Source organism: Bacillus salacetis (assembly GCF_003581585.1).
Classification (GTDB): domain Bacteria; phylum Bacillota; class Bacilli; order Bacillales; family Bacillaceae_B; genus Rossellomorea; species Rossellomorea salacetis.
Genome location: NZ_QXIR01000006.1, coordinates 117915 through 143863, shown reverse-complemented (window position 1 = coordinate 143863; position 25949 = coordinate 117915). Strand labels below are relative to the sequence as shown.

29 protein-coding genes are annotated in these 25949 nt (G+C 45.6%); 27 read left to right on the top strand and 2 right to left on the bottom strand.

The genetic code is table 11. From position 1 onward, the window contains the following. Window positions 1-38 precede the first annotated feature (38 nt). From D3H55_RS06715 to D3H55_RS06695, 5 genes are all read left to right on the top strand, one after another. Complete coding sequence (locus tag D3H55_RS06715) at window positions 39-479, top strand: GNAT family N-acetyltransferase (protein ID WP_119546144.1); 441 nt, start codon at window positions 39-41, stop codon at window positions 477-479. Between the two features lie 252 nt (window positions 480-731). Then, complete coding sequence (locus D3H55_RS06710; RefSeq protein ID WP_119546143.1) at window positions 732-1778, top strand: L-threonylcarbamoyladenylate synthase; 1047 nt, start codon at window positions 732-734, stop codon at window positions 1776-1778. A gap of 718 nt (window positions 1779-2496) precedes the next feature. Next, window positions 2497-3051 (top strand): manganese efflux pump MntP, encoded by a 555-nt coding sequence (locus tag D3H55_RS06705; RefSeq protein WP_119546142.1) that lies wholly within the window; start codon window positions 2497-2499, stop codon window positions 3049-3051. Window positions 3052-3235: 184 nt separating this feature from the next. Further along, entirely contained in the window at window positions 3236-3679 is a 444-nt protein-coding gene (locus tag D3H55_RS06700; protein ID WP_119546141.1) for a low molecular weight protein arginine phosphatase, read from the top strand. Between the two features lie 23 nt (window positions 3680-3702). Continuing rightward, complete coding sequence (locus tag D3H55_RS06695) at window positions 3703-4998, top strand: methyl-accepting chemotaxis protein (protein WP_119546140.1); 1296 nt, start codon at window positions 3703-3705, stop codon at window positions 4996-4998. A 138-nt stretch (window positions 4999-5136) separates the two neighbouring features. Here the strand turns inward: D3H55_RS06695 and D3H55_RS06690 are convergent, their stop codons facing one another. After that, window positions 5137-5700, bottom strand: a complete 564-nt coding sequence (locus D3H55_RS06690; protein ID WP_119546139.1) for a class I SAM-dependent methyltransferase — start codon at window positions 5698-5700, stop codon at window positions 5137-5139. Window positions 5701-5884: 184 nt separating this feature from the next. Here D3H55_RS06690 and rpiB point away from each other — a divergent pair, with 184 nt between their 5' ends. The 22 genes from rpiB (at window position 5885) to spoIID (ending at window position 25466) form a co-directional block, all read left to right on the top strand. Next, window positions 5885-6331: a ribose 5-phosphate isomerase B gene (gene rpiB / locus D3H55_RS06685; RefSeq protein WP_119546138.1), complete on the top strand. Its 447-nt coding sequence runs from the start codon at window positions 5885-5887 to the stop codon at window positions 6329-6331. Between the two features lie 37 nt (window positions 6332-6368). Continuing rightward, window positions 6369-6935 carry a TIGR01440 family protein gene (locus D3H55_RS06680; protein ID WP_119546137.1) on the top strand — a complete coding sequence of 189 codons (567 nt, stop codon included), beginning with the start codon at window positions 6369-6371 and terminating at the stop codon, window positions 6933-6935. A gap of 192 nt (window positions 6936-7127) precedes the next feature. Then, window positions 7128-7667: an RNA polymerase sigma factor gene (locus tag D3H55_RS06675; RefSeq protein WP_119546136.1), complete on the top strand. Its 540-nt coding sequence runs from the start codon at window positions 7128-7130 to the stop codon at window positions 7665-7667. Next, window positions 7660-8658, top strand: coding sequence for an anti-sigma factor (locus D3H55_RS06670; RefSeq protein WP_168412984.1), 999 nt, complete (start codon window positions 7660-7662; stop codon window positions 8656-8658). The genes D3H55_RS06675 and D3H55_RS06670 overlap by 8 nt, the downstream gene beginning before the upstream one ends. A 247-nt stretch (window positions 8659-8905) precedes the next feature. After that, window positions 8906-10147 carry a serine hydroxymethyltransferase gene (glyA, locus tag D3H55_RS06665; protein ID WP_119546134.1) on the top strand — a complete coding sequence of 414 codons (1242 nt, stop codon included), beginning with the start codon at window positions 8906-8908 and terminating at the stop codon, window positions 10145-10147. A 148-nt stretch (window positions 10148-10295) separates the two neighbouring features. Then, the gene (upp, locus tag D3H55_RS06660; protein WP_119546133.1) at window positions 10296-10925 is read left to right on the top strand and encodes a uracil phosphoribosyltransferase; all 630 of its coding nucleotides are present in this window, start codon (window positions 10296-10298) and stop codon (window positions 10923-10925) included. Between the two features lie 187 nt (window positions 10926-11112). Next, window positions 11113-13305: a S8 family serine peptidase gene (locus D3H55_RS06655; protein WP_119546132.1), complete on the top strand. Its 2193-nt coding sequence runs from the start codon at window positions 11113-11115 to the stop codon at window positions 13303-13305. A gap of 30 nt (window positions 13306-13335) precedes the next feature. Beyond that, on the top strand, window positions 13336-13527 hold the full coding sequence (locus D3H55_RS24070; protein WP_119546131.1) for a hypothetical protein: 192 nt from the start codon (window positions 13336-13338) through the stop codon (window positions 13525-13527). A 429-nt stretch (window positions 13528-13956) separates the two neighbouring features. Beyond that, a complete protein-coding gene (locus D3H55_RS06645; RefSeq protein WP_119546174.1) occupies window positions 13957-14178 on the top strand; it encodes an AtpZ/AtpI family protein in 222 nt (73 codons plus the stop codon). 1 nt (window position 14179) lies between these two features. Beyond that, window positions 14180-14554: an ATP synthase subunit I gene (locus D3H55_RS06640; RefSeq protein WP_119546130.1), complete on the top strand. Its 375-nt coding sequence runs from the start codon at window positions 14180-14182 to the stop codon at window positions 14552-14554. Between the two features lie 22 nt (window positions 14555-14576). Further along, window positions 14577-15287 (top strand): F0F1 ATP synthase subunit A, encoded by a 711-nt coding sequence (gene atpB, locus D3H55_RS06635; RefSeq protein ID WP_119546129.1) that lies wholly within the window; start codon window positions 14577-14579, stop codon window positions 15285-15287. 78 nt (window positions 15288-15365) lie between these two features. After that, window positions 15366-15578 (top strand): F0F1 ATP synthase subunit C, encoded by a 213-nt coding sequence (atpE, locus tag D3H55_RS06630; RefSeq protein ID WP_006838507.1) that lies wholly within the window; start codon window positions 15366-15368, stop codon window positions 15576-15578. Between the two features lie 167 nt (window positions 15579-15745). Then, window positions 15746-16261 (top strand): F0F1 ATP synthase subunit B, encoded by a 516-nt coding sequence (gene atpF, locus D3H55_RS06625; protein ID WP_119546128.1) that lies wholly within the window; start codon window positions 15746-15748, stop codon window positions 16259-16261. Then, window positions 16258-16797 (top strand): F0F1 ATP synthase subunit delta, encoded by a 540-nt coding sequence (locus tag D3H55_RS06620; protein WP_119546127.1) that lies wholly within the window; start codon window positions 16258-16260, stop codon window positions 16795-16797. Before atpF ends, D3H55_RS06620 begins: the two co-directional genes overlap by 4 nt. 100 nt (window positions 16798-16897) lie before the next feature. Continuing rightward, complete coding sequence (gene atpA, locus D3H55_RS06615) at window positions 16898-18406, top strand: F0F1 ATP synthase subunit alpha (protein ID WP_119546126.1); 1509 nt, start codon at window positions 16898-16900, stop codon at window positions 18404-18406. A gap of 108 nt (window positions 18407-18514) precedes the next feature. Continuing rightward, entirely contained in the window at window positions 18515-19372 is an 858-nt protein-coding gene (locus D3H55_RS06610) for a F0F1 ATP synthase subunit gamma (RefSeq protein ID WP_119546125.1), read from the top strand. 77 nt (window positions 19373-19449) lie between these two features. Beyond that, window positions 19450-20868 (top strand): F0F1 ATP synthase subunit beta, encoded by a 1419-nt coding sequence (gene atpD, locus D3H55_RS06605; protein ID WP_119546124.1) that lies wholly within the window; start codon window positions 19450-19452, stop codon window positions 20866-20868. A gap of 22 nt (window positions 20869-20890) precedes the next feature. Then, window positions 20891-21295, top strand: a complete 405-nt coding sequence (locus D3H55_RS06600) for a F0F1 ATP synthase subunit epsilon (RefSeq protein WP_119546123.1) — start codon at window positions 20891-20893, stop codon at window positions 21293-21295. A 329-nt stretch (window positions 21296-21624) separates the two neighbouring features. Beyond that, window positions 21625-21876 (top strand): DUF1146 family protein, encoded by a 252-nt coding sequence (locus D3H55_RS06595; protein WP_119546122.1) that lies wholly within the window; start codon window positions 21625-21627, stop codon window positions 21874-21876. A gap of 255 nt (window positions 21877-22131) precedes the next feature. Beyond that, entirely contained in the window at window positions 22132-22875 is a 744-nt protein-coding gene (locus tag D3H55_RS06590) for a YwmB family TATA-box binding protein (RefSeq protein WP_119546121.1), read from the top strand. 32 nt (window positions 22876-22907) lie between these two features. After that, on the top strand, window positions 22908-24224 hold the full coding sequence (gene murA, locus D3H55_RS06585) for a UDP-N-acetylglucosamine 1-carboxyvinyltransferase (RefSeq protein ID WP_119546120.1): 1317 nt from the start codon (window positions 22908-22910) through the stop codon (window positions 24222-24224). 225 nt (window positions 24225-24449) lie between these two features. Further along, on the top strand, window positions 24450-25466 hold the full coding sequence (spoIID, locus tag D3H55_RS06580; protein ID WP_119546119.1) for a stage II sporulation protein D: 1017 nt from the start codon (window positions 24450-24452) through the stop codon (window positions 25464-25466). 42 nt (window positions 25467-25508) lie between these two features. Here spoIID and D3H55_RS06575 read toward each other — a convergent pair whose 3' ends face one another. After that, window positions 25509-25940 (bottom strand): VanZ family protein, encoded by a 432-nt coding sequence (locus D3H55_RS06575; protein WP_240628502.1) that lies wholly within the window; start codon window positions 25938-25940, stop codon window positions 25509-25511. Between the last annotated feature and the right edge of the window lie 9 nt (window positions 25941-25949).

Genomic DNA, 25949 nt, shown 5'->3' with positions numbered 1-25949 from the left:
ATTAATTATAAAGATTAATTGAGAGGGTGCAGGGATCAGTGAAGACAATCAGAAAAGCTGTGGAAAAAGATATCGCAAACATTAAGGAGTTTTTGGATCTGGCAGGAGTAAGTTCACTGGGGGTGGAAGAGATTGTTGATAACTTTCTGCTCGTGGAGAATGAAGGAGGGGAGATTGATGGTTCTCTCGGCTTGGAAATTCAGGAAAGGACGGGCCTGCTGCGATCACTCGTCGTCAAACCGGGTATGGACGGGGCGGATCTGTTTGCTCTATTTCAGGAAATCCTGCAGTTGGGCAGGGAAAAGCAGTTATCCACTCTTTTCCTCGTTTCCAACAAACAGACCTCCGTACAGTTCTTTAATCTGCTGGGCTTTAAGCAAGTGGATAAACCGGAATATCCTGAAGAACTTACACATTTCACACACGCCAAAGCGTTATCCACAGTGGATAACTGCACCATCATGAAATTTGAATTTTAGCACACTTTAACACAGTAAAGCAGTGGGGGACAGTCCCTCACTGCTTTACTGTGTTAAAGTGAATACTCTAAGATGTACACATAGTTATGCACAAAGTTATTCGAGTTATACACATTTTGTGGATAAGGTTTGAATAACTCGCTCATTTTTAATATACTTGCAAAAGTAGAAATGATATAGGATAGTTAAATTTCAGCGGGAAACGAGCTTTCTCGACATAAATCTTGTTCGAAAAGATAAAGGTGGATCACAATGAAGATGAATTACTGGACTGTGGAGAACAATGTGGATATTAATGAAAGTTGTCCACAGATTGTGGAAGCTTCTCAATTTATAAAGAATAATGAAGTTGTTGCGTTTCCAACCGAAACGGTTTACGGACTTGGAGCCAATGCAAAATCGGATGAAGCGGTGGATAAAATTTTTGCCGCAAAAGGAAGGCCGAGCGACAATCCCCTGATTGTCCACATCTCCAACAAGGATCAGTTGAATGAGCTGGTCAGCGGCATTCCAGATGCAGCGCAAACCTTGATGAATAAGTTTTGGCCAGGCCCTTTAACGATTATTTTTAATAAAAGGGAAGGGGTGCTTTCGGAAAAAGTGACGGCCGGACTTGATTCAGTGGGAATCAGGATGCCGGATCACCCGGTAGCGCTGGCGCTGATCGAAGCGGCGGACCTTCCGGTTGCTGCACCAAGCGCGAACGTTTCCGGGCGGCCGAGCCCTACAGCTGCCAATCATGTTACACAGGATTTGGATGGAAAGATCAGCGGAATCATTGATGGCGGGGAAACGGGTGTTGGTGTTGAATCGACGGTTGTCGATTGCACTTCTGAAATCCCGGTTATCCTGAGGCCGGGCGGTGTAACGAGAGAACAGCTGGAAGAAGCGGCCGGCCCTGTGGAGGTGGATCCTTCTCTGGCTAAGGGAGAAGGTGCCCCGAAATCACCGGGAATGAAATACACCCACTATGCCCCTGATGCACCGATGATTTTAGCAGAAGGTACAAAGGAATGGGTCCAATCATTGATTGATGAAAAGCGAAATGCCGGATTGAAGGCAGGCGTTCTGACAACGGAAGAAAACAAGAATTTTTACCAAGCGGATAAGATCCTCGCCTGCGGCTTCCGCTCGGACCTCAACTCTGTCGCGCATTCGTTATACGATGTACTTCGTTCATTTAACGAAAGTGATGTTGACATCATATTTTCAGAAACGTTCCCGACTGATGGGGTCGGCATGGCTGTCATGAACAGGCTCCAGAAAGCAGCTGGACATAATTTGATAAAAGAGAGTTAGGAGCGGCAGGTTAACTTACCAAACCGTCATTTTCACTGAATAAAAAGCTATATAACTAACACATAAAGAAGCCCGGGAACCTCCCGGGCTTCTTTTCAATGTGCTGCTTTACTCCCAGGGAATAAACCAGGAAAGTTTAAAGTGCCAATATATTGACGGTAACAATTATTGACAATTAAGCCCAAACAATAAAAAGAAAGGCTGCAAGGTGAGGGCTTGCTTCGCCTTTACTCGCCTTTATTAAAGACAGGATAAAGAAATACCCAACAATTAAAAATAGACTTGTGTACAAGAAAAACAAAAGTTAACTTCCCTTCATTATATTAATGAATATTCTATCAAAAGGATTTTTCACTAAACTTATTTATTTGAAAGGCTCTTTAGGGTAAACTTTGTTGTTATTAAATATGAATTGCAGATAATATCCTGTTAATTCACCGAAAAAACTCCAGTTGCAGGGAAGAAAAGAGCTGTTCTCCATTTTTCAAGAGAAATACTTTGGAACACGGGAGGAATCCGGCTCTTGGGATTTTTTGAATTCAGCCATTTAAAAACAACAAAGCTTGTTGATTCCCATCCGGTTTAAAAATCTCTAATCCATCATGGATTGATTTTTGTAATCAGCAGCAAGGTTTACGAAAAGACATTAATAAACAGATATATTTCCTTCTGGACCAGCATAGAGTTTGATGTAGGCACGTCCAAAGGAGGAAATGAAATGACGGCGGTTATAGCGGAATTGTTCACGTTGATGTTGATGGCATTTGCCCTTGGGATGGATGCCTTTTCGATAGGGATTGGAATGGGGATGGTGAAACTTCGCCTGCGGCAGATTTTCTACATAGGCATCACGGTAGGGTTGTTTCATGTATGGATGCCGCTGCTCGGTATGATGACTGGTAAGTTCCTTTCAGAAAAATTCGGTTCGTTTGCTGCCTATGCAGGAGGGGTCCTGTTGATCGTGCTGGGAATCCAGATGGTGCTGGCGAGCTTTAAGAGTGACGAAAGTCCAGTGATGACACCAGTCGGCTTCGGCCTTCTCCTATTTGCTTTGAGTGTCAGCCTGGACAGTTTTTCGGTCGGGCTGACATTGGGAATATTCGGTGCAAGAACAGCCGCAGCCGTGATTTGCTTTGGAGTGGCAGCGACCATCCTGACCTGGTGCGGGCTGCTGGTCGGCCGCCGTGTTCAAGGCTGGCTTGGTTCTTACAGTGAAGCTTTGGGAGGCTGCATTCTCTTTGCTTTCGGAATCAAACTGCTGCTTCCGTTTTAAACGGTAAGGTCTTTAGTGCTTTAGCGCGGCGGGGGACAGTCCCCCGCCGCTTTAACGCGTTAACGTAAGTGGGGACAGTCCCTCGGTGCTTTAAAGCGCTGAAGGGATTTTTTATATTTCTCCCAAACCCGGCTATAGAGTTGTCGGACAATGGCTTATAATAGGGGTAAGGAGATGGTCAAATATGAATATATTATTTGTTTGCACGGGAAACACATGCCGCAGCCCCATGGCGGAAGCTCTTTTGAAACATAAGGGAAAAGACCGGTTCCAGGTGAAATCTGCCGGTGTTTTTGCAGCAGATGGACAAAAAGCCTCCTTTCAGACTCAAGAAGTTCTGAAAGAGAACGATATAATACATGAACACACATCCAGTTCGCTGACCCCGGGGGATATTCAGTGGGCGGACTATATTTTCACCATGACTGAGGGACATAAACAATCAATCGCATCCATGCAACCTCAGGCAGCGGACAAGACGTTTACGTTGAAAGAGTTTGTCACAGAAGAAGAGTTTGGCCGGGATGTTTCAGATCCATTTGGCGGAAGCGTGGAGGTCTATCGTGCAACCTACCGGGAGCTGGATGGACTGATTGACAGGATGATTGAAAAACTAAAGAAATCATGAGGAGCATGGAAGGGGAACTAGGCATGGAAACGGAAAAGAAAAATAGCTACAAATTCGGGTTGAGGAAGAAACTGGTCTTATTCATCACATTGCTGGCAGTCATAACGTATTCTACCAGTGCATTTTTTATCTATTATATCCGGCCCGCCTTTGCAGCTGGGATGAACGAAGCTGTATTTACAACGGCGACATTAGCGTTGGGGATTTTTTGGTCAGGGGTACTGGCATTTTTCGTGGCAGGTTTCATCACAAAGCCGCTGCAAAATCTTGAGAAAGCAGCCATCCAGGCGTCACAAGGAAATATCCATGATGATGTGCAGCTGCCAAAATCCGACGATGAGATCCGCTCGTTAGGCACAGCGTTCAATTCTATGCTGGCGAACCTCAGAGAAATGGTCCACAATATTGACGATAATTTTAATAAAACCAACGATACCGTAATCCATATCTCAAGTGCTTCATCCAAGGCTTCCCAGCAAGCAGAAGGAATCGCTGTCACGATCAATGAGATTTCTGCAGGTGCCGAGAGCTCTGCGGTATCGATCCAATCGACTGCAGAATCCGTGGATGATGTCATCAGGATTGCGCAGGAAGTTCAAAACCGCTCGAAGTCTTCAGAAACCATTTCAACGGAAATGCTGAAAGATCTGACTGAGAGTAAAAAAGTCATCAATTCTCTTGTAGATGGAATTGAAGCTCTTGCAAAAGATAACGAAGATTCACTTGAAGCGGTCCGACGTTTAGAAGACAATGCCAAAAAAGTCGAGCAGATCATCCAGCTTGTGGGCGATATTGCCGCACAAACAAATCTGCTTGCTCTGAATGCTTCCATCGAAGCAGCAAGAGCCGGTGAACACGGGAAAGGCTTTGCGGTCGTGGCGGAGGAAGTGAGAAAGCTTGCCGATGAGAGCGGGAAAGCGGTTCAGGGCATTTCCGAATTGATCAAAAACATCCAGACAGAGGTCGGCGATGTGGTCGGCAGAATCACTACGCAGGTCGAGAGTGCCAATAATGAAGTGAAAAAAGGGACCCAAACGAATCTGGCCATTGAAGAAATGACGGTAACGATCAACGAAATGGCTGAATCCGTCCAGCAGATTTCCGGCCTTGTAGACGAGCAGATGGAGTACATTGAATCCACCTCCACACAGTCCCAGGAAGTCGCGGCCATTGCAGAAGAAACGTCTGCAGGAGCGGTTGAAGTGGCAGCTGCCACCAGAGATCAGGCAGCGGTCATGGGAAGTGTCGAGCAGCTTGCCAGTGACCTGCAAAAGCAGGCGGAAAACCTGAAAAATACAATTACGCGCTTTCGTTTATAAAATTGATCGCAGAGCTTTCATCTGAAAATGACAGGCCATAAGTGAGAGCGGCTAATGGAAAAGTTTCAAAAAGCGCCATTTTATGCGAAGTAAAAATGAAAATCCGCCAGCATCTGAATGGCGGATTTTTCTTGTGGGTTACTGTTCAGGTTTGACTGCATCGACAATGAGGGAAAGAAACCCTAAATTTCCATCCTTGTTTCGATGATCAAAACGGAATGACCGGTAAATAAATCCTTCTTTTTCGTCCCAGTCAGTATGATGGAAGGTTCCATTCTCATCACAGAATTCGAGCAGGTTCACTTGAAACCCCGCTTCTTCAAACATCGAGGTTATGGTTTTATAAGTATGGACGATTTTATGGCTTGCCGCAGGATGATCCGCGGGTCCGGGTCCGCCGACCTTTACCCCTTCCTGATAATTTTCGTCCGGAAAGTATCCATCAGGGACTGCACAGCGGATGTAACCGCCAGGCTTTAAAAAATCGAAGCAGACTTCGGCAGCCTTGACGCCTTCTTCAAAACTTAAGTGTTCCCATACATGTTCTGCCAGGATGGCTTCCAGCGAATCGACCGCGAATTTATCTTCCCAATCTTTTCGGTTCAAGAGGTTTAATTCTGATTCTTGTGTTTGAAGCCAATCGGGATTGTTATTGTGTTCCCCTGCACCTATTACCACTCTTGGATGATTTTTCTCAGACATACAATTCTCCTGTTCCAGTCATTTTTTTACTAAATTCTTTATGTGCAGAGGAAAAACCTTCTTCCCATTGCAGTATCAGGTTCTAAAAAGAAATTTTTATTTGAAAGACAGGCGATAAACTTTATAATTTTTTGCGGTTATGTAAAAATTAAACTATAACACAATACGGCAGGAGGAATACGGCATGAAAGTCGCAATTGCATCAGATCATGGCGGTATCAATATCCGTGAAGAAATAAAAGATTTACTTAATGGACTGGGGATAGAGTTCGATGATTTTGGATGTGAATGTGATACATCTGTCGATTACCCTGATTATGCCCAGCCAGTTGCTGAAAAAGTGGCGAATGGGGAGTATGACCGCGGGATTTTGATTTGTGGTACAGGGATTGGCATGAGTATTTCCGCTAATAAAGTAAAAGGGATCCGCTGTGCGCTTGTCCACGATTTGTTCAGCGCCAAAGCAACCCGCCAGCATAATAACAGCAATGTTCTGGCCATGGGCGAGAGAGTGATCGGGCCCGGCCTGGCAAGGGAAATCGCCAAGGTTTGGCTGGAAACGGAATATGAAGGCGGACGCCACGAGCGCCGTATCGGAAAAATTGCCGAGTATGAAGAGAAACATAGGTAATTAAAAGAAATGCAAGTAAGAGAAGGAGGCAGCAATGATGGATGTCGAAGTTCTCAATAAGCAATTGGATTCTATCTTAACTGAGTTCAAAGGACAGTCTCCTTTGGAAAAGGGGAATCTGCTGGTGGTCGGCTGTTCAACGTCAGAAGTGATTGGCAAGAGGATTGGAACAGCCGGGACCTCAGAGGCAGCCGAGGTCATTTTCGAAAAGATGAAACAATTCGCTGATGAGCTTGGTGCAGTGGTCGCGTTTCAATGCTGTGAACATCTCAACCGTGCATTGGTCATGGAAAGGTCATGGGCGGAACGGCGCGGATACGATGAGGTTTCCGTCATTCCCGTCAGAACAGCAGGCGGTGCCATGGCGACCCATGCTTATGAAAAATTTGAAGATCCCGTGGTCGTCGAGTTCATCAAGGCTGAAGCGGGAATCGATATCGGACAGACCTTGATAGGTATGCATCTGAAACACGTGGCTGTCCCGATCAGGGTTTCACAAAAGATGCTTGGAGAAGCACATGTGGTACTGGCCAAATCCAGGCCGAAACTCATCGGCGGAACACGTGCCGTCTATGAACCGAAACCGGAAAACAAATCTTGCTGAAGAATAAGGGAAATGGCGGACGACACGTCCGCCATTTTTATATTGAGCTGGCAGTTACTTTAGCGCTTTAAAGCAGCCGGGGACAGTCCCCGGCTGCTTTAAAGCGCTAAAGCACCATTCGAAAAAATTTAAAATTGTGTAACATTATTCAAACTCAGACGTTGTGTTAGTAGAGAGAGAAAAGGGGGGGAGATGGTGCATGAGGAAAAGAGGCAAAACCTGGACACGTTATACCGGAGATACGCCGAGCAGTTATTTTATTACCTGATAAAGCTGACCGGAAGCAGAGAAACCGCGGAAGATCTTGTCCAAGAGACGTTCATCCGCGCCACTGTCGCCCTGGAATTCTCACAGACTGATAATGCGAAGGCTTGGCTGTATAAGGTGGCAAGGAATGTTTACCTTGATGAATGGCGAAAACGCAAAAGGCGGGAGAGGATTCCTTTTTTATCAAAATTGAAAAAGGGAAAAGATATGATCAGCCCATATGGCTTGCCGGAAGAGGAAGCCATCAAACGATCATCAGCTGCAGAAATGGATGAACTGCTTTCGCACCTGCCTGAAACACAGCGAACTCTTTTGTATTTGAGGGAATACGAACAATTCTCCTATAAAGAGCTTCAATCAGCATTGGACTTATCTGAATCACAGGTGAAATCCGAACTGCATAGGGCAAGGAAAAGGGTAAGAGAGATTTATATGAAAAAAGAAGGGAGTGCTGATGGTGAGTGACTGGGATGAGGGTCTGGAAAATAAAATCATGAAGAACTACCGTTTTAAATTTACTGCCCGGATTATCAAAGTGATTACAGCCATTTTTTTACTTTATGCCTTTTATATGATGGGGGTTAATATCATAGCAGACTCAATGAAATGGGACCGCAAACATCTTTATAATATCAGCCTGATGCTGGATTGGAAATTCCCCAATGTGAAAACACCGATGGATCCACCGGTCAGTGCCATGGATGGACTGTGGACCCAGAGGATGGAAGTTCCTCTGTATGAGCAGGTTGGGAAGGAGGATTATTCAACCGGCAGCATCAATATGAAAAAAGGGCTGCTCCCAGGGAGTTCACAACTTCAATATGAGTGGGAGACGGATACGTCAAATGATTATTTCGGATTCTATTTGCCGGAGAACCCCAATTCGGGTAAAAAATACAGCCCTCATGAGTCTGACTCTGCATGGACCACGTTGGAAAAAGTCCATGAGGGAACAGTGGCCGAGCTGGCATTCTCCACCACAGAGTTCATGAAACCGATTGAACTCCAAAAGACGCTAGAAAACTATGATATCCAAGTCCTATGGATGCCTTTGTATACAGGAGAAATGAAGGAATTCAAAGCGGGGTATGGTTCGAGCGGCAATGACATGCAGCTGACAGGTGTGTACGGACTATCCAGCGGCAGGGAGCACGACAAAGACTATATGTCCCAATCGCAAATGCTCCTGGATTCCAGGCATATGGGAGACTTGCAGGATGCTATGCTGGACAGCATGAAGAATATGCTGGAGAAAGAGAGTGAAAGGTATTATGACAGCTTCCTCGGTCTGGATCACCTTCAGGAAAGATACGATTATCTGAAAAAAGAAGGATTTGCGGTATATGGAGCGGTGGTTACAGGCCCGGTTAAAGAGCTGCTGAAACTAAAAGAAATCGAAGGAATCCACGGTGTGCAGGTAGGCAGTATGGAATACTGGAACTGGGATGCCTATTGATGCTTTAACACACTACCGCAGTGGGGGACAGTCCCCTGTTACTTCACCGCGTTAAAGCACCAGGGGACTGTCCCCCACTGCTTTAACGCGGTGAAGCACGCCAAGCCAAACCCACCTGAATCACACCATTTTTCACGTGTATTCTCCAGCGGAATCATGTTAGAATATAGAAGGAATTTGAATTTTTCGAGTTTGATAGAAATGAAACGGGATGGTTAACGTTTCCGTAATTTGAAGGGGGATCCGTATGAGCAAGATTGCAGCACAAGATCAAGAATTATACCAAGCTATTCAAGATGAATTGCATCGCCAGCAGACGAAAATCGAGCTGATCGCTTCAGAGAACTTCGTTAGTGAAGCCGTAATGGAAGCACAGGGTTCGGTTTTGACAAATAAATATGCTGAAGGCTATCCAGGCCGCCGCTATTATGGCGGATGTGAATATGTCGACGTTGCTGAAAACCTTGCGCGCGACCGTGCCAAGAAAATTTTCGGTGCAGAGCATGCCAACGTTCAGCCGCACTCCGGTGCACAGGCGAACATGGCGGTTTACTTCACTATTTTGGAGCAAGGGGATACAGTCCTTGGAATGAACTTGTCGCACGGCGGCCACTTGACTCACGGAAGCCACGTGAACTTCAGCGGAATTCAATATAACTTCGTCGAGTATGGCGTTGATAAGGACAAGCAGGTCATCGATTATGATGATGTACGCGAAAAAGCCCTTGAACACAAACCGAAGTTGATCGTTGCCGGAGCATCTGCGTACCCAAGACAAATCGATTTTGCCAAGTTCCGTGAAATTGCAGATGAAGTCGGAGCTTACTTGATGGTCGATATGGCCCATATTGCAGGACTAGTTGCAGCCGGCCTGCATCCGAATCCGGTTCCACACGCGGACTTTGTGACAACAACAACCCACAAAACGCTTCGCGGACCGCGCGGAGGCATGATTCTTTGCAAGGAAGAGTACGCGAAGAAAATCGATAAATCGATCTTCCCCGGGATTCAGGGCGGACCCCTGATGCATGTCATCGCCGCTAAAGCCGTCGCTTTTGGTGAGGCTTTGCAGGACGATTTTAAAACTTATGCCCAGAACGTCATCGACAACGCGAAACGTTTGGGAGAAGCTCTTGTAAAAGAAGGCATGGAACTGGTTTCAGGCGGTACGGACAACCATCTTCTGCTTCTTGACCTGCGCTCCATGAACCTTACAGGGAAAGTTGCTGAAAAAGTCCTTGATGAAATCGGCATCACAACAAACAAGAACACAATCCCGTTCGATCCGGAAAGCCCATTCGTCACGAGCGGTATCCGCATCGGTACAGCTGCAGTGACATCCCGAGGGTTCGGGCTGGAAGAGATGGATGAAATTGCATCCATCATTGCGTTCACACTTAAGAACCAGGAAGATGAGCAGAAGCTTGAAGAAGCACAGAAACGTGTGGAAGCACTTACTGCGAAATTCCCTTTATATGCAGATAGATAAATGATGAAAACCGCCTGCTCCTTGGGCGGTTTTTTTACGAGAAAATGACATCTCTGTACAAACGTTGCCACTCAATGCTCTTTTAGGTAAAATAGGACGGAGTGTGATATGACAAAGTACGTAAATTTACATAAAAGGAGAGATTGAAGTGGGCAAAGTATATGTATTCGACCATCCATTAATCCAGCACAAGCTGACATTCATCAGACAAAAAGAGACGGGAACAAAAGAATTCCGCGAGCTTGTAGATGAAGTTGCTTCCCTCATGGCCTTCGAAATCACCCGTGATCTTCCTCTGGAGGAAATTGAAATCGATACACCAGTAAGCAAAGCAGTGACAAAGACACTTGCAGGTAAAAAGCTGGGGATCGTACCAATTCTTCGTGCAGGACTTGGCATGGTGGACGGAATCCTGAAGCTGATCCCAGCTGCAAAAGTGGGGCATGTCGGTTTGTACCGTGACCCGGAGACGCTGCAGCCGGTAGAATACTACGTAAAACTTCCAACAGATGTTGAAGAACGTGACTTCATCGTTGTCGATCCGATGCTTGCAACAGGCGGTTCAGCTGTCGAAGCGATCAACTCCATCAAAAAGCGAGGCGCCAAAAACATCAAGTTCATGTGTTTAGTTGCCTGCCCTGAAGGAGTGGACGCAATCAAGAGCGCACATCCGGAAGTGGACATCTACATCGCAGCCCTTGATGAAAAGCTGAACGAAAAAGGCTATATCGTCCCTGGTCTCGGAGATGCCGGCGACCGCTTGTATGGAACAAAATAACCATTTGAACGTAAGCCCGCCTCTTTCATGTGAAAGAGGCGGGCTTCTTTAACGCTTTAAAGCAACCGGGGACAGTCCCCTGTTACGTTAAAGTGTTAAAGCGCAACTTAGTATTCGTTCGTCATCACCCCATGCATACCTTCCCTCCCCGCGAGATAAGCTAACGACAAAAGGAGGGATCGGCAAAATGCGAAAATTAATCGTCCTCATACTGATATTACTCATTCCTCAACAGGCCGGAGCACAAAGTTTCAAAATGCCTCCGCTCAAAGAAAATCCTGATGAAGAACAAATCCTGATCATCGAATCCGATAAGCCTGTCCAGCCTGCCCAAATCAAAAAAGTATTGAAGCAGCATCCCAAAATAACATTAAGACATATATTTTCTGAGGTCCTGAACGGCTATTCAATCAAAGGCCCGAAAGCCGAAATGGCCAAATTCATCGACTCCAGGCCAAATACAAATGCACTCACAACCTTCAAGGCCCAAACCTATACGGTCAAACGGGACAGCACGATCCCTTTCGTTGGAGCCGAAAAGGCAAGGGGGTATTTTGATAAAAACGAAAAACGGCTGACTGGAGAGGGAGTGAAAGTGGGCATCATCGACACCGGGATGGACCTCCATCACCGCGATCTCGAACGGAACTTCAAGGGCGGAAAGGATGTCGTTGACGGAGATGAGGAGCCGATGGAAACTCAATCCTCCCAAGGATATGCAACTCTTCACGGAACTCATGTTGCCGGAATCATCGGTGCAAACGGCTCGCTGCAGGGAATGGCTCCCAATGCAGATCTTTACATTTACCGTGCGCTAGGTCCCGGAGGCCGTGGATCGACAGACCAGGTCCTTGCTGCCATCGAAGCGGCCGTCAAGGACAAAGTCGACATCCTTAACCTTTCCCTCGGAAGCGAAGTCAACGGCCCTGACCTTCCCTTAAGCAAAGCGCTGGACAAAGTCGCGGAAAAAGGAATCCTTCCTGTAGTGGCAAGCGGCAATTCCGGACCGGGGGATTGGACGATCGGCACACCCGCCACTTCAGCGAAAGCACTGGCAGTAGGTGCCTCCACACCGCCAACAGAAGTTCCTTACCTCGCAATCGGCAAAGAAAGGATCCGACTTCTTTCTATAGATAAAACAGAAAAGTGGCGGAAAAAAAGAAATATTGAGTTATTCGACGGCGGACTTGGCTCGCCGGAAGAATTAAATGGCAGCTCCGGTAAAATCGCGATGATTCAAAGAGGTCATTTAACCTTTGAAGAGAAAATCAACAATGCCGAAACAGCAGGGGCAAAAGGGGTCATCCTTTACAACAATACAAAAGGATTGTTTGCAGCCATGATTCAAGCAGAAAAACGGATACCAGGTGCAGTGCTCTCCATGGAAGAAGGACAGAAACTTTTAAAAGCAAAAAAGCCTGTCTCCATAACAGTTAAAATGGAGCAGGATATGCTTGCACCCTTCAGTTCAAAAGGACCTGTCACCTTGAACTGGTCGATCAAACCGGATCTGACGGCACCCGGAGTGGATATCAACAGCACCATCCCGGGCGGTTATATGTCGCTTCAGGGAACCAGCATGGCAGCACCGCATGTCAGTGGGGCGGCAGCGATTTTAAAACAGGCGCACCCTGATTGGAAAGCAGCGGAACTGAAAGCAGCCCTGATGCTCACCTCAAAGGTAATTGCCAATGAAAACGGAATCCCCTACAAGGTTTATGAACAGGGATCTGGAAGAATCCAGGTCGATCAAGCCTTGGAACTGGACACCTTTGTCTTTCCTGCCACAATCTCCATGGGCGGGCTGGAAAACAATAAGAAAAAATTTTTAGAAAAGCAGCTGACGATCAAGAATACAGGAAGCGAAACAAAATCCTACTTCATGAAAGCGGCCGGCACCCAAAATCCCTTGCGCTGGGAACTGCCTTTAAGCTTCGACTTGGATCCAGGTGAGAAAAAAACAGTAACGGTGAGGGCGGTCATAAAAAATTTCCCTAAGGAACACGCCTTGTGGGAGGGCAGGCTTTTATTAGTAGAAGGAAGTCGTGAATTTTCGCTGCCTTATCTAATTGCCGCAGGTACCCCGGATTATCCGAGGATCATGGGCTTCGCTGCTGTCCCTGGCGACGCACCCAATACACTCAGGTACGAAGCTTATCTGCCTGGCGGAGCAGAGGAATTTGCTCTCGCACTATATGACCAGGAAACCCTCCAGATGCTAGAGATTCTTGAACAACGGCGACAGGCGGGACACGGAATGATCAGCGACCAAATAGAACTTCCTCCATCAATAAAAGGAAGGACCTTTTATGCAGTGGCATTTGTGAGGGAAAGCGGCGAGGAGGATTACCAGAAGAACTTGATTGAATGGTACAGGTGAAGGAAGCGAATGATTTGCTTCCTTTTTTAAATGGCTGTTTTCGCATATATTGTTGTTTTGGAAAAATCCCAGATGCCGGATTTTTCCCTTGTATCCAAAGGTTCTACTCTCGAAAAAGAACGAGAAGCTCTTTTCTTTCCTGCTCACCGGGGTTTTTACGGCGATTTACCAGGATATTTAAAATTTATTTTAAATAGCAATAAAGTTTATGAAAAGATTTAAATTGAATTAAGTACCTGCCGGATGAAGCATGCTCTTATTTTAAAAAAACGTTTAATGAAACCAGAACATCAGAGATCTGCGCTACAAACAGCCGCCCAACCCAATACCGGCTTATAGTTGAAAGTGGAATTTTTTACATTCCAATTTATCCTTTAAAACTTTCATCCTATTCCTATATAATGAAATAGTCACCAATATTCAGTACTTTTTTACAAATTTGATGATTTTGTGAACAAATCAGGAACGCGTGGAGAGGTTGTGAACTTTTTCACTGTAACTCATTGACATCAAATCTGCCCTATTGTATGCTTACAAAGGATATGAAATGATAGGGTTTTCACAATCATCACCATATTCGAAAAGGTCTTTTACTCTAGCTTTGCAAGTGTAGAAGATTTACCGCAAATCCCCGGAAATGTAGGGATGCCTATGCGTCATCGTAATAGACGCCCGTTACAAGCCATGGCTTTATACACAGCCATTCTCTCGCAACTTGTCGGATCCATGCTGATTGGTATCTTCGGAGGAAGATGGCTCGACAGCTACCTGGACACCGCACCACTTTTTTTAGTAATCGGACTACTCCTTGGACTAGCAACAGGAATATATGCAATGCTCCGTACAGTCCGTACTTACTTTTCAGGAGACTAATATGCCGGAAATTCAACAGATGTTCATCAGACATCGCAAGTACATACTCTTCCTGCTCTCTATCTATGTTCTAGGCTGGGGATTCACAGACTATCAATCAGTCTTCCTCGGGCTCATCCTTGGGACGGGCATCAGCTTGTTCAATCACTGGGTCATGGTCAAAAGGACTGTCAGGTTTGGGGATAAGGTCGTGGCAGGAGAAAAAGTTCGTTCTTTGGGAACGTTTTCACGCATGGCCGGCGCGGCTTTCGCGGTGATCGTTGCGATGGAATACCCGGACACGTTTCATCTTCTGAGCGTTGTTATTGGATTAATGACATCCTATCTTGTCATTATGATAGATTATTTGATTCAGCAGCTTCAACTTCATAAATAGCGGGGAAGAGAGGTGAATTTCATTGCATCATGAAAATCCTACCGCTGAGTTTCTGGGACTAACCTTTAACTTGGCAAATGTATTAATGATCACAGTAGCAAGTGCGATTGTATTTCTGCTTGCCGTTGTATCAACCCGGCGGATGGCCATGAAACCAACCGGAATGCAAAACTTCATGGAATGGGTCATGGATTTCGTCAAGAACATTATCAAAAGCAACATGGACTGGAAAACCGGAGGAAGATTCCATATCCTCGGAATAACATTGATTATGTACATCTTTGTATCTAACATGTTAGGTCTTCCATTCTCAGTGGTCATCGATCACGAACTCTGGTGGAAGTCACCGACAGCAGATCCTGCCATCTCATTAACACTGGCGGTCATGGTTGTTGGTCTATCACACTACTACGGTGTGAGAATGAAAGGTTTCGGTGAATACGGAAAAGATTTCTTTAAACCTATGTGGTTCTTATTCCCGCTGAAAATTATTGAGGAATTTGCAAACACCCTCACATTAGGTCTTCGTCTTTACGGAAACATCTACGCTGGTGAAATCCTGCTTGCGCTACTTGCAGGAAGCTTGGCCACAGGCGTAGGCGGAACTTTAGCGGCCGTACTGCCAATGCTTGCATGGCAAGGCTTCTCGATATTTGTTGGTGCAATCCAATCATTTATCTTCGTAATGTTAACGATGGTCTATATTTCTCACAAAGTGAGTGCAGACCATTAATATATACCTGTTCATTTATGGACAAAAACCCTATTTAAGAAAAAAATATTTTTTATACATTTAAGGAGGAACTTAATAATGGGTCTATTAGCAGCAGCAATCGCAATCGGTTTGGCAGCACTTGGTGCCGGTATCGGTAACGGTCTTATCGTATCTCGTACAGTTGAAGGTATTGCACGTCAGCCAGAAGCACGTGGTATGCTTCAAACGACAATGTTCATCGGGGTAGCACTAGTTGAGGCGATTCCTATCATCGCCGTTGTTATCGCGTTCATGGTACAAGGTCAATAATCGGAAGTTACACTCGTTCCAAAATGGCGAAGATCATTCCTTGAGAACCTTCGCCATTCCTTTATGTTCATGACTTCAAACACAAGTTTTGTGGATAAAGCATTACTTTATAAGTTAAAAAGCGGATCTAAAAGAGAAGCTATGTCTCTTGAAGGGAGTGATATCGCGTGCTAACAAACGCATTTGTCCTTGGTGCAGCTGAATTCAACGGTGGAGACATCCTGTTCCAGCTTGCCATGTTCATCATTTTGCTAGCGTTGCTTAAGAAATTCGCATGGGGTCCACTCATGGGGATCATGAAAGAACGTGAAAACCATATCGCAAGTGAAATCAATGCGGCCGAAGATAGCCGTACTGAAGCCAACAACTTGCTTGAAGAACAGCGCCAGCTTCTAAAGGAAGCTCGTCAAGAAGCACAAACAATGATCGAGAATTCCAAGAAGCAAGGCGAGCAGCAGCGTGATGAGATCATCGCGACAGCCCGTGCTGAAGGTGAACGCCTGAAAGAAGCGGCTAAGCGTGAGATCGAAACGCAGAAAGACCAAGCAGTCACTGCATTGCGTGAACAGGTTTCATCATTATCTGTACTTATCGCATCCAAAGTGATCGAGAAAGAACTAAGCGTTGAAGACCAGCAGAAATTGATCAGTGATTATATTTCAGAGGCAGGAGAAGAGCGATGAGTAATATTGCAGTAGCAAAACGCTATGCGATAGCTCTTTTCGAAATTGCCAAAGAACATAATCAGTTAGAATCAATTGAAGTGGAGCTTCGCATAGTCCGTACAGTATTCGAAGAAAACAAAGAATTAGGCATCCTTTTGGAAACTCCGCGGATCACGACGGAGAAGAAAAAAGAAATCCTTAAAGAAGCGTTCTCATCTGCTTCGCCATATGTAATGAACACCCTGATGCTTCTTGTCGACCGTCACCGGGCAAGCCAGATCACAGCACTCATTGATGCTTATATCAGCCTTGCCAATGACGAGCGCGGGATTGCTGAAGCGAAAGTATATTCTGTCCGTCCTCTGGATGAAGCAGAAAAAGCGGCGCTGTCCGCATCTTTTGCGAAAAAAGTCGGAAGAAGTTCATTGCGCATCGAGAACATCACGGACCCAAATCTTCTTGGCGGCTTGAAGCTGAGGATCGGCAACCGCATTTTTGACGGAAGCCTTAAAGGGAAATTAGAGCGCCTCGAGCGTGAATTAATCCGTAAATAAGCCAGGCGGTTTCCAACCGGTCCTGCATAACTGATAAAAGGGATCCTCTTTAATAGAGGTACCCTGAAAAATCCAATGTAACCATAGAGGGGTGAAATTCATGAGCATTAAAGCTGAAGAAATCAGTGCGCTGATAAAAAAGCAAATTGAAAACTATCAGTCAGAAATGAAAGTAAGCGACGTAGGTACGGTAATCCAGATCGGGGACGGTATCGCACGTGCTCATGGCCTCGACAACGTCATGGCTGGAGAGCTTGTTGAGTTTTCAAACGGTGTCATGGGTATGGCACAGAACCTTGAAGAAAATAACGTAGGTATCGTAATCCTTGGACCTTACAGTGATATCCGTGAAGGCGATGAAGTTCGCCGTACCGGCCGCATCATGGAGGTGCCTGTAGGTGAAGAACTTATCGGCCGCGTTGTTAACTCACTTGGACAACCAGTAGATGGTCTTGGCCCTATCAATGCAACAAAAACTCGTCCAATCGAAAGCAAAGCAACTGGTGTCATGGATCGTAAATCTGTTCATGAGCCGCTTCAAACTGGTATCAAAGCGATCGATGCTCTTGTGCCAATCGGGCGCGGACAGCGTGAATTGATCATCGGTGACCGCCAAACAGGTAAGACATCCGTTGCCATCGATACAATCCTTAATCAAAGAGATCAAGATATGGTATGTATCTACGTAGCTATCGGACAAAAAGAATCAACTGTCCGTAATGCTGTAGAAACTCTTCGTAAGCATGGTGCCCTTGACTACACAATCGTTGTCACTGCATCTGCTTCTCAGCCTGCTCCAATGTTATTCCTTGCGCCATACGCAGGTGTAACGATGGGTGAGGAATTCATGTTCAACGGCAAGCACGTCCTTGTTGTATATGATGACCTTTCCAAGCAAGCTGCAGCATACCGTGAACTTTCATTACTACTTCGCCGTCCTCCAGGCCGTGAAGCGTTCCCTGGTGACGTATTCTACTTGCACAGCCGTTTGCTAGAGCGTGCAGCTAAATTGAGTGATGCGAAAGGTGCCGGTTCAATCACAGCACTGCCGTTCGTTGAGACACAAGCTGGAGATATCTCTGCTTACATCCCGACAAACGTTATTTCCATCACAGATGGACAGATTTTCCTTCAGTCTGACTTGTTCTTCTCTGGTGTCCGTCCAGCGATCAACGCCGGTCTTTCTGTATCCCGTGTAGGTGGATCTGCACAAATCAAAGCGATGAAGAAAGTATCAGGTACACTGCGTCTTGACCTTGCAGCATACCGTGAGCTTGAAGCATTCGCACAATTCGGTTCCGATCTTGATAAGGCAACACAGGCGAAACTTAACCGTGGTGCACGTACTGTAGAAGTACTTAAGCAGGATCTTAACAAGCCGTTGAAAGTTGAAAAACAAGTCATGATTCTTTATGCGTTGACGAAGGGTCACCTGGATGATATCCCTGTCGGCGACATCCGCCGCTTCGAGGAAGAATTCCTTAGCTGGTTAGATCACAACCATACTGAGTTGTTAGACCATATTCGCACAACAAAAGGTCTTCCTGAAGACGACGCAATGAAAGCTGCGATCAGCGAATTCAAGAAAACTTTTGCCAAGTCTGAATAATTAACTACCGACATTCCATAAGGCAGGCCTCCTGAACAGAACAGTCCGGGCGGTCCTGCCCTCATGTATGAGGTAAGGTCCGAACAATAAAAAGGGTGGTGAGAACCAGTGGCATCGTTACGCGACATTAAATCTCGTATAACTTCTACGAAAAAGACGAGTCAAATAACAAAAGCTATGCAAATGGTTTCTGCATCAAAGATGGCCCGTGCTGAAACGAATGCAAAAGCGTTCGTTCCTTATATGGAAAAGATCCAGGAAGTTGTTTCCTCGATCGCCTTAGGAAGCACAGACGCATCCCATCCGATGCTAGTCTCCCGCCCCGTTAAAAAAACCGGCTACTTGGTCATCACATCTGACCGCGGTTTAGCGGGAGCATATAACAGTAATGTTATACGACTTGTCCATAATCAAATCAAAGAACGCCATTCATCCAATGATGAATTTGCTATAATCGCAATCGGCCGTATCGGCAGGGACTTCTTCCAGAAGCGCGGCTTCAATGTCATTGAAGGCATCACTGGGATCCCGGATCAGCCGAGTTTCTCTGATATCAAGGATATCGCAAACAAAGCGGTGGGCATGTTCTCTGATGGCGCATATGATGAGCTGTACTTATACTACAACCATTATGTCAGTGCCATTCAGCAAGATGTCACTGAGAAGAAAGTTCTGCCATTGACAGATCTTGACTCTTCAGCAAAATTGACATCCTACGAATTTGAACCATCCGCAGAAGATATTTTAGAAGTACTGCTTCCTCAATATGCTGAGAGCTTGATTTATGGCGCATTGCTTGACGGTAAAGCCAGTGAGCATGCTGCCCGTATGTCAGCGATGAAGTCTGCAACGGATAACGCGAAGGAATTGATCAACAGCTTATCTCTTTCTTACAACCGCGCCCGCCAGGCTGCCATCACTCAGGAAATCACCGAAATCGTCGGTGGAGCAGCAGCATTAGAATAAAATTTATAGCGGCTGGAGCATATCCTGCCCAGCCTTTTCTTATAATTGTCGTCAAAAGCTAGATAGGAGGGAAAAAGATGAACAAAGGACACGTTCTTCAAGTAATGGGTCCGGTTGTTGACGTTAAGTTCGAAAGCGGTCAACTGCCTGATATCTTTAACGCTCTTGTTGTCAAACAAGAAGCGAAAGCCGATGCTAAAGGCATCGATTTAACACTAGAAGTTGCCCTTCACCTAGGTGATGATACAGTCCGTACGATCGCGATGGATTCCACTGATGGATTGACTCGCGGAATCGAAGTAGCAGATACTGGAGCCCCTATCTCCGTTCCAGTTGGTGACGTTACTCTTGGACGTGTATTCAACGTACTAGGTGAAACGATTGACCTTGATGAAGCAATCGACAGCAGCGCGCGCCGTGATCCAATTCACAGGGAAGCGCCTAAATTCGATCAGCTTTCTACAGAGGTTGAAATCCTTGAAACTGGTATTAAAGTAGTCGATCTTCTTGCTCCTTATATCAAGGGTGGTAAGATCGGTCTATTCGGTGGTGCCGGTGTAGGTAAAACAGTATTGATCCAGGAGCTTATCAATAACATCGCCCAGGAACACGGCGGTCTTTCCGTATTCGCCGGTGTAGGTGAGCGTACTCGTGAAGGTAATGACCTTTTCCACGAGATGAGCGACTCTGGAGTAATCAAGAAAACGGCAATGGTATTCGGTCAGATGAACGAGCCGCCGGGAGCGCGTATGCGTGTTGCCCTGACTGGTTTGACAATGGCTGAATATTTCCGTGATGAACAAGGACAGGACGTTCTTCTGTTCGTCGATAACATCTTCCGTTTCACGCAGGCAGGTTCTGAGGTTTCAGCCCTTCTAGGCCGTATGCCTTCAGCGGTTGGTTACCAGCCGACACTTGCAACGGATATGGGTCAATTGCAGGAGCGTATCACATCCACTAACGTTGGTTCTGTTACATCAATCCAGGCGATCTATGTACCAGCCGATGACTATACGGATCCGGCTCCGGCAACAACTTTCGCTCACCTTGATGCAACGACTAACCTTGAGCGTAAGCTTTCCGAGATGGGTATCTACCCTGCGGTGGATCCTCTTGCTTCAACTTCACGTGCGCTTTCTCCTGAAATCGTTGGAGAAGAGCATTACAATGTTGCGCGTCAAGTACAGCAGACTCTTCAGCGTTACAAAGAACTTCAAGATATCATTGCAATCCTTGGTATGGATGAACTTTCAGATGAAGATAAATTGATTGTTTCACGCGCCCGCCGCGTACAATTCTTCTTGTCTCAAAACTTCCACGTTGCTGAGCAGTTCACCGGCCAGAAGGGTTCATATGTACAAGTTAAAGATACCGTCCAAGATTTCAAAGAAATTCTTGAAGGTAAATACGACCACATTCCAGAAGATGCATTCCGTCTTGTAGGTCCAATGAGCGACGTACTGAAAGCAGCAAAAGAGATGGGTGTAGAAGTATAATCAGGGACCAGGAGGGAATTAAATGAAGACATTAAAGGTCAATATTGTCACTCCCGATGGCCCAGTGTACGAATCTGAAGTGGAAATGGTAAGCACCAAGGCTCAAAGCGGCGAGCTTGGAATCCTTCCAGGACATATTCCAATGGTTGCTCCATTGCAAATCGGTGCCGTCCGTTTGAAAAATGGCAACGACACTGAGCTTGTAGCTGTCAGCGGCGGCTTCGTCGAAGTCCGTCCTGAACAAGTGACAATTCTGGCGCAATCAGCAGAAAGATCGGAAGCGATCGATGTTGAACGTGCCACACAAGCAAAAAATCGTGCAGAAAGCCGCTTGAACGCGAGCAAGGAAGAAATCGACTTCCGCCGCGCTCAACTTGCACTGCGCCGTGCGATGAACCGTATCAACGTCCACGACCGCAATTTCTAAACAACACCACAAACGCCTTTCCCAGCCGGGAAAGGCGTTTTATATTTAGAAATACTTTAGCGCTTTAAAGCAGCCGGGGACAGTCCCCGGCTGCTTTAAAGCGCTAAAGACTACACACAAAGACTCAGAAATATCCCGGTGCCAATGGGCACTTTAACACTGTAAAGGATGTGGGGACTGTCCCCACATCCTTTACAGTGTTAAAGACCTCTGAAATATTTGTAAAGTTGGTTCACAAGCATAAGACATGTGCTACAATAAGGTGTATGTCGAAATTTGGGGCTATTTGCGTTGAATTTTACATAGTTGGATAAAAGGAGATTTCTTATATGCTAGAAGGATTCGGTCAGCAGGCAATCATTAATATGATGGTACACTTGGTATTCATTGCCTTGAGCTTTTGGGCGCTGCAGGCACTGAACTTTGATAAATTCCTGCGGGCCAGCCGTATTTTCCAGGCCAGGCTTTTGTTTATCCTGATGTCGATCGCGTTGGGGTCCATCGTCGGGAATTTTTTCCTGGATTATTTGATGTGGTCACAGCAGCTGCCATTCATTTTGCAAACTGTCACTATTCTGTAAAAAAATAGGTCGTTGTACATGTGGTAAAACCCTGATCTATTGAGTATGATTTCTATTGTGTGTTTCTTTTCACAATCGCTCTCAAGCCCAGCAGAAACGGAAACAACAGAGTTTTTGACACAAACTTTAAAGATGAGTCTAGAATATATAGAGCACCAATCAACTGAAAGCCTTGAGAATATGTAAAAAGATGACGACAATTCCCAAGTATGTTCCTCCCTTTACAGGAAACACTGTGACTAAGGGGGAGAGGACATGAAGAGATATAAGGTATTATTGCCAGCATTATTACTGGGGATTTGTTTGATGGTCACTGCTTACGGGAAATACACAATTGCATCCAATCAAACCATCGATATAGAAAAGCTTGCAGCAGCTGTGGAACAGGCCGATGGACAAATCACTGAATGGTCTCTATATGCAAGGGAAAATCTAACCTTCTCCACGGATAAAGGTTTTACAACTTTTGCAGAAACTATGCAAAAAGAGAATCCTTCCTATGATTGGGTTCGCAGCCAAAAAAATGAAGACCAAGAAATAAAAGGTTTAATCCGGCGTGAGTCCGGGGTAGAGATTATCAAGATGGTGATGACACAGGTCGACAATCACTACCAATCGTATTTAATATACGAATTCCGCGGAAATAACTGGAATCATACTTCAGAACAATCAATTAAAGACCATTATTTTCCTAAAATGAGAAATCTTTTCGTAGGAGAACCTTTATTATTCTCTTGTATCAAAGGCGAATTCAGTGATACACTTGACGGAGTTTTATCTAAGCAGGCAGACGAGCTGCTTTCTATTTTAGATGCAGAAGAATTGGAATCATTGAAAGAGAACGACTTTTATTCGATATCAGCTCTTTCTAATAAATTCGAACTAAAAGTACCAGCGAAACACGATAACATGAATTTGCAACTAGGCCTTAGGAATACGGGATTGGGCGCACAGACAACCTTTGTCATTGGCACACCCATCCTGACGATTGAATATTAATATAAAGAAATTGGACGCGGAGGGGAATACTCTTGGAAAAAATCATCGTCCGCGGCGGCCAGAGACTTAACGGTACTGTGAAAGCAGAAGGTGCTAAGAATGCTGTTTTGCCTGTGATCGCTGCTACATTATTAGCTAGTGAAGGAAAGAGCGTCATTAAGGATGTACCAACTCTCTCCGATGTATATACTATCAATGAAGTATTACGTCATTTAAATACAGATGTCAGTTTTTCAAATAACGAAGTTACTGTTGATGCATCTAGAGAGTTATTTGTAGAGGCTCCATTTGAATATGTACGCAAGATGCGTGCGTCTGTTCTTGTCATGGGATCATTGCTTGGAAGAACCGGCCGTGCCCGTGTAGCTTTACCGGGAGGATGCGCAATCGGCTCAAGGCCGATCGACCAGCATCTGAAAGGCTTTGAAGCAATGGGTGCAAAAGTGAAGGTCGGCAACGGCTTCATTGAAGCTGAAGTTGATGGCAGGTTAAAAGGTGCAAAAGTCTATCTTGATTTCCCAAGTGTGGGAGCAACGGAAAACATCATGATGGCTGCAGTCCTTGCTGAAGGCACCACTGTGCTTGAAAACGTTGCAAAAGAGCCTGAAATTGTGGACCTTGCTAACTTCCTTAACAAAATGGGAGCAAACGTCAAAGGTGCAGGTACAGGCACCATCCGTATTGAGGGTGTAGAGCGCCTGTATGGTGTAGAACATAATATTATTCCTGACCGTATCGAAGCAGGAACATTCATGGTGGCTGCGGCAATCACTCAAGGTGATGTCCTTGTAAAAGGTGCCATTGCGGAACACATGTCTTCACTTGTAGCGAAGATGGAGGAAATGGGTGTGACCATCATTGAAGAAGAAGATGGATTGAGAGTCATCGGGCCGGAGAAACTAAAGCCTGTTGATATCAAGACTATGCCTCATCCAGGTTTCCCGACAGATATGCAAGCTCAAATGATGGCTTTGCTGCTTCATGCAGAAGGAACAAGCGTCATTTCTGAAACAGTTTTCGAAAACCGTTTCATGCACGTGGAAGAATTCCGCCGCATGAACGCTGATATTAAGATTGAAGGCCGCTCCGTGATCATCAACGGGCCAGTGTCCCTTCAAGGTGCAGAAGTCGGTGCAACCGATTTGCGCGCAGCAGCAGCTCTGACAATCGCAGGCCTTGTTGCAGATGGATATACGCGTGTTACAGAACTTCAGCATTTAGACCGCGGCTATGTAGACTTCCATACGAAACTGGAAGCACTTGGAGCTGACATCGAGCGTGTGAAAGAAACTGAAGAAGAACTCGACGTTACTGCCAACGAACAAATCATTACTGACCTTAATGCATAAAGAGAATATCTCTCAAAAAAGCTCTGTATCCTCAGAGCTTTTTTATTTGTATTTTTACTTTAGCGCTTTAAAGCGTCCGGGGACTGTCCCCGGCTGCTTTAAAGCGCTAAACCCCCTAAATTTTCTCCCCCTTTAAGTTATAATTACTTGTCCACGACCATACATATGAAGTGAGGTGAAGAAGGCGGCTTCTTCTCTTTAATCATTTATATGGAGGCATCGGTCATGAAGCAGTTCAAACCAGTAATCATTACAGTAGCAATCCTAATTGCCATCACATTTCTAGTCCCTACACTTGTTGTCCTACCGTTTTCAGGTGATGAAGCAGGCAGTCAGCTGGATGAAAAAGCGTCCAAAAAACCAGACAGCGCTGCACTTCTGGAAGACTCTGTGGAAGTGGCCGTATTCAGGTCCAGTAAAGAAATAATTGAAAAGCTTCCGCTCGAAGAATATGTCATTGGGGTGGTCGCGGGTGAAATGCCTGCAGACTTTGAGATAGAGGCATTGAAAGCACAGGCACTCACAGCCAGGACGTTCATCGTCAATCAAATGATGAACAAGGGAGGCGATCTCCCGGAGGGGGCTGATGTCACCGACACAGTGACACATCAAGTATACAAAAATAACGCAGAGCTTCAGCAGCAGTGGGGCGCTGATTACGATTGGAAGATCGAGAAAATATCCAAAGCAGTACTGGAAACGAAAGGGAAGATATTGACCTACGACGGCAACCCGATATCGGCACAGTTCTTCTCTACAAGTAATGGCTACACCGAAAACTCAGAAGCCTACTGGGCAAACGAGGTTCCTTATTTAAAAAGCGTGGAAAGCCCATGGGATAAAGAATCACCGAAATTCAACGCACAAAAGGTCGTTCCGGTAGCAGAATTTCAGCAAAAACTGGGCATCATACTGGGAGGGGACGGATCTGTAGGCACCATCACGGACAGGACACCCGGTCAGCGGGTCGGCAATGTTGTCATCGGCGGAAAGGAATTCACAGGACGGGAAATCAGGGAGAAGCTTGACTTAAGATCCTCAGACTTTACGTGGTATAGAAAAGGCGATCATATTGTCATCACCACCAAGGGCTTCGGCCATGGAGTCGGCATGAGCCAGTACGGTGCGAACGGCATGGCGAAAGAAGGGAAGACGTACGAGCAAATCGTCACCCATTATTATAAAGACGTGAAAGTCACCGCATCGGATACGATCCTTCAAAAATTTACTGCAAAAAAATAAAATAACAAGAAAGGAGCTGCACACCAACGCAGCTCCTTTTTCTTATTTTACCTTCATCCTCACCCACTCCATACCCCTTGCAATTGGATGGGCTTTATTTTTAAAATACGTGCGATTCACTATCAATAAACAAACTGCCACCCCCAAAAGATCTTTTGCAGCATCGATCAGAGTCGCAGAACGGTAGGGCACGAACGATTGATGAATTTCATCCGTGAGACCATAAAAGCCTGCCAGCATGGCTGCTATAAAGCTCGCCATATAAGTCAGCCTGTTATGGACCAGCAAAGCAAAAACAAACAGAATATACAGAATGGCAAATTCAATCAAGTGCAGGGATTCTTTGAAAATCCGGTCAAAGCGGTCATGTTCCATTTGAATGATCATATCATCCGGATTACTCGACATGAACCAGATCAACGCCATATATAAAAACGGAGCTGCGGTCAGCCCCCATTTAATGAATGTCCTCATGAAGCAGTC

What these genes read in the sequence shown, in the direction of transcription:
- D3H55_RS06710 (WP_119546143.1), top strand. Translation starts at nt 732, where the DNA reads ATGAAGATGAATTACTGGACTGTGGAGAACAATGTGGATATTAATGAA.
- D3H55_RS06705 (WP_119546142.1), top strand. Translation starts at nt 2,497, where the DNA reads ATGACGGCGGTTATAGCGGAATTGTTCACGTTGATGTTGATGGCATTT.
- D3H55_RS06700 (WP_119546141.1), top strand. Translation starts at nt 3,236, where the DNA reads ATGAATATATTATTTGTTTGCACGGGAAACACATGCCGCAGCCCCATG.
- D3H55_RS06695 (WP_119546140.1), top strand. Translation starts at nt 3,703, where the DNA reads ATGGAAACGGAAAAGAAAAATAGCTACAAATTCGGGTTGAGGAAGAAA.
- D3H55_RS06690 (WP_119546139.1), bottom strand. Translation starts at nt 5,700, where the DNA reads ATGTCTGAGAAAAATCATCCAAGAGTGGTAATAGGTGCAGGGGAACAC.
- rpiB (WP_119546138.1), top strand. Translation starts at nt 5,885, where the DNA reads ATGAAAGTCGCAATTGCATCAGATCATGGCGGTATCAATATCCGTGAA.
- D3H55_RS06680 (WP_119546137.1), top strand. Translation starts at nt 6,369, where the DNA reads ATGGATGTCGAAGTTCTCAATAAGCAATTGGATTCTATCTTAACTGAG.
- D3H55_RS06675 (WP_119546136.1), top strand. Translation starts at nt 7,128, where the DNA reads ATGGTGCATGAGGAAAAGAGGCAAAACCTGGACACGTTATACCGGAGA.
- glyA (WP_119546134.1), top strand. Translation starts at nt 8,906, where the DNA reads ATGAGCAAGATTGCAGCACAAGATCAAGAATTATACCAAGCTATTCAA.
- D3H55_RS06655 (WP_119546132.1), top strand. Translation starts at nt 11,113, where the DNA reads ATGCGAAAATTAATCGTCCTCATACTGATATTACTCATTCCTCAACAG.
- D3H55_RS24070 (WP_119546131.1), top strand. Translation starts at nt 13,336, where the DNA reads ATGGCTGTTTTCGCATATATTGTTGTTTTGGAAAAATCCCAGATGCCG.
- D3H55_RS06645 (WP_119546174.1), top strand. Translation starts at nt 13,957, where the DNA reads ATGCGTCATCGTAATAGACGCCCGTTACAAGCCATGGCTTTATACACA.
- D3H55_RS06640 (WP_119546130.1), top strand. Translation starts at nt 14,180, where the DNA reads ATGCCGGAAATTCAACAGATGTTCATCAGACATCGCAAGTACATACTC.
- atpE (WP_006838507.1), top strand. Translation starts at nt 15,366, where the DNA reads ATGGGTCTATTAGCAGCAGCAATCGCAATCGGTTTGGCAGCACTTGGT.
- D3H55_RS06620 (WP_119546127.1), top strand. Translation starts at nt 16,258, where the DNA reads ATGAGTAATATTGCAGTAGCAAAACGCTATGCGATAGCTCTTTTCGAA.
- atpA (WP_119546126.1), top strand. Translation starts at nt 16,898, where the DNA reads ATGAGCATTAAAGCTGAAGAAATCAGTGCGCTGATAAAAAAGCAAATT.
- atpD (WP_119546124.1), top strand. Translation starts at nt 19,450, where the DNA reads ATGAACAAAGGACACGTTCTTCAAGTAATGGGTCCGGTTGTTGACGTT.
- D3H55_RS06600 (WP_119546123.1), top strand. Translation starts at nt 20,891, where the DNA reads ATGAAGACATTAAAGGTCAATATTGTCACTCCCGATGGCCCAGTGTAC.
- D3H55_RS06595 (WP_119546122.1), top strand. Translation starts at nt 21,625, where the DNA reads ATGCTAGAAGGATTCGGTCAGCAGGCAATCATTAATATGATGGTACAC.
- D3H55_RS06590 (WP_119546121.1), top strand. Translation starts at nt 22,132, where the DNA reads ATGAAGAGATATAAGGTATTATTGCCAGCATTATTACTGGGGATTTGT.
- spoIID (WP_119546119.1), top strand. Translation starts at nt 24,450, where the DNA reads ATGAAGCAGTTCAAACCAGTAATCATTACAGTAGCAATCCTAATTGCC.
- D3H55_RS06575 (WP_240628502.1), bottom strand. Translation starts at nt 25,940, where the DNA reads ATGAGGACATTCATTAAATGGGGGCTGACCGCAGCTCCGTTTTTATAT.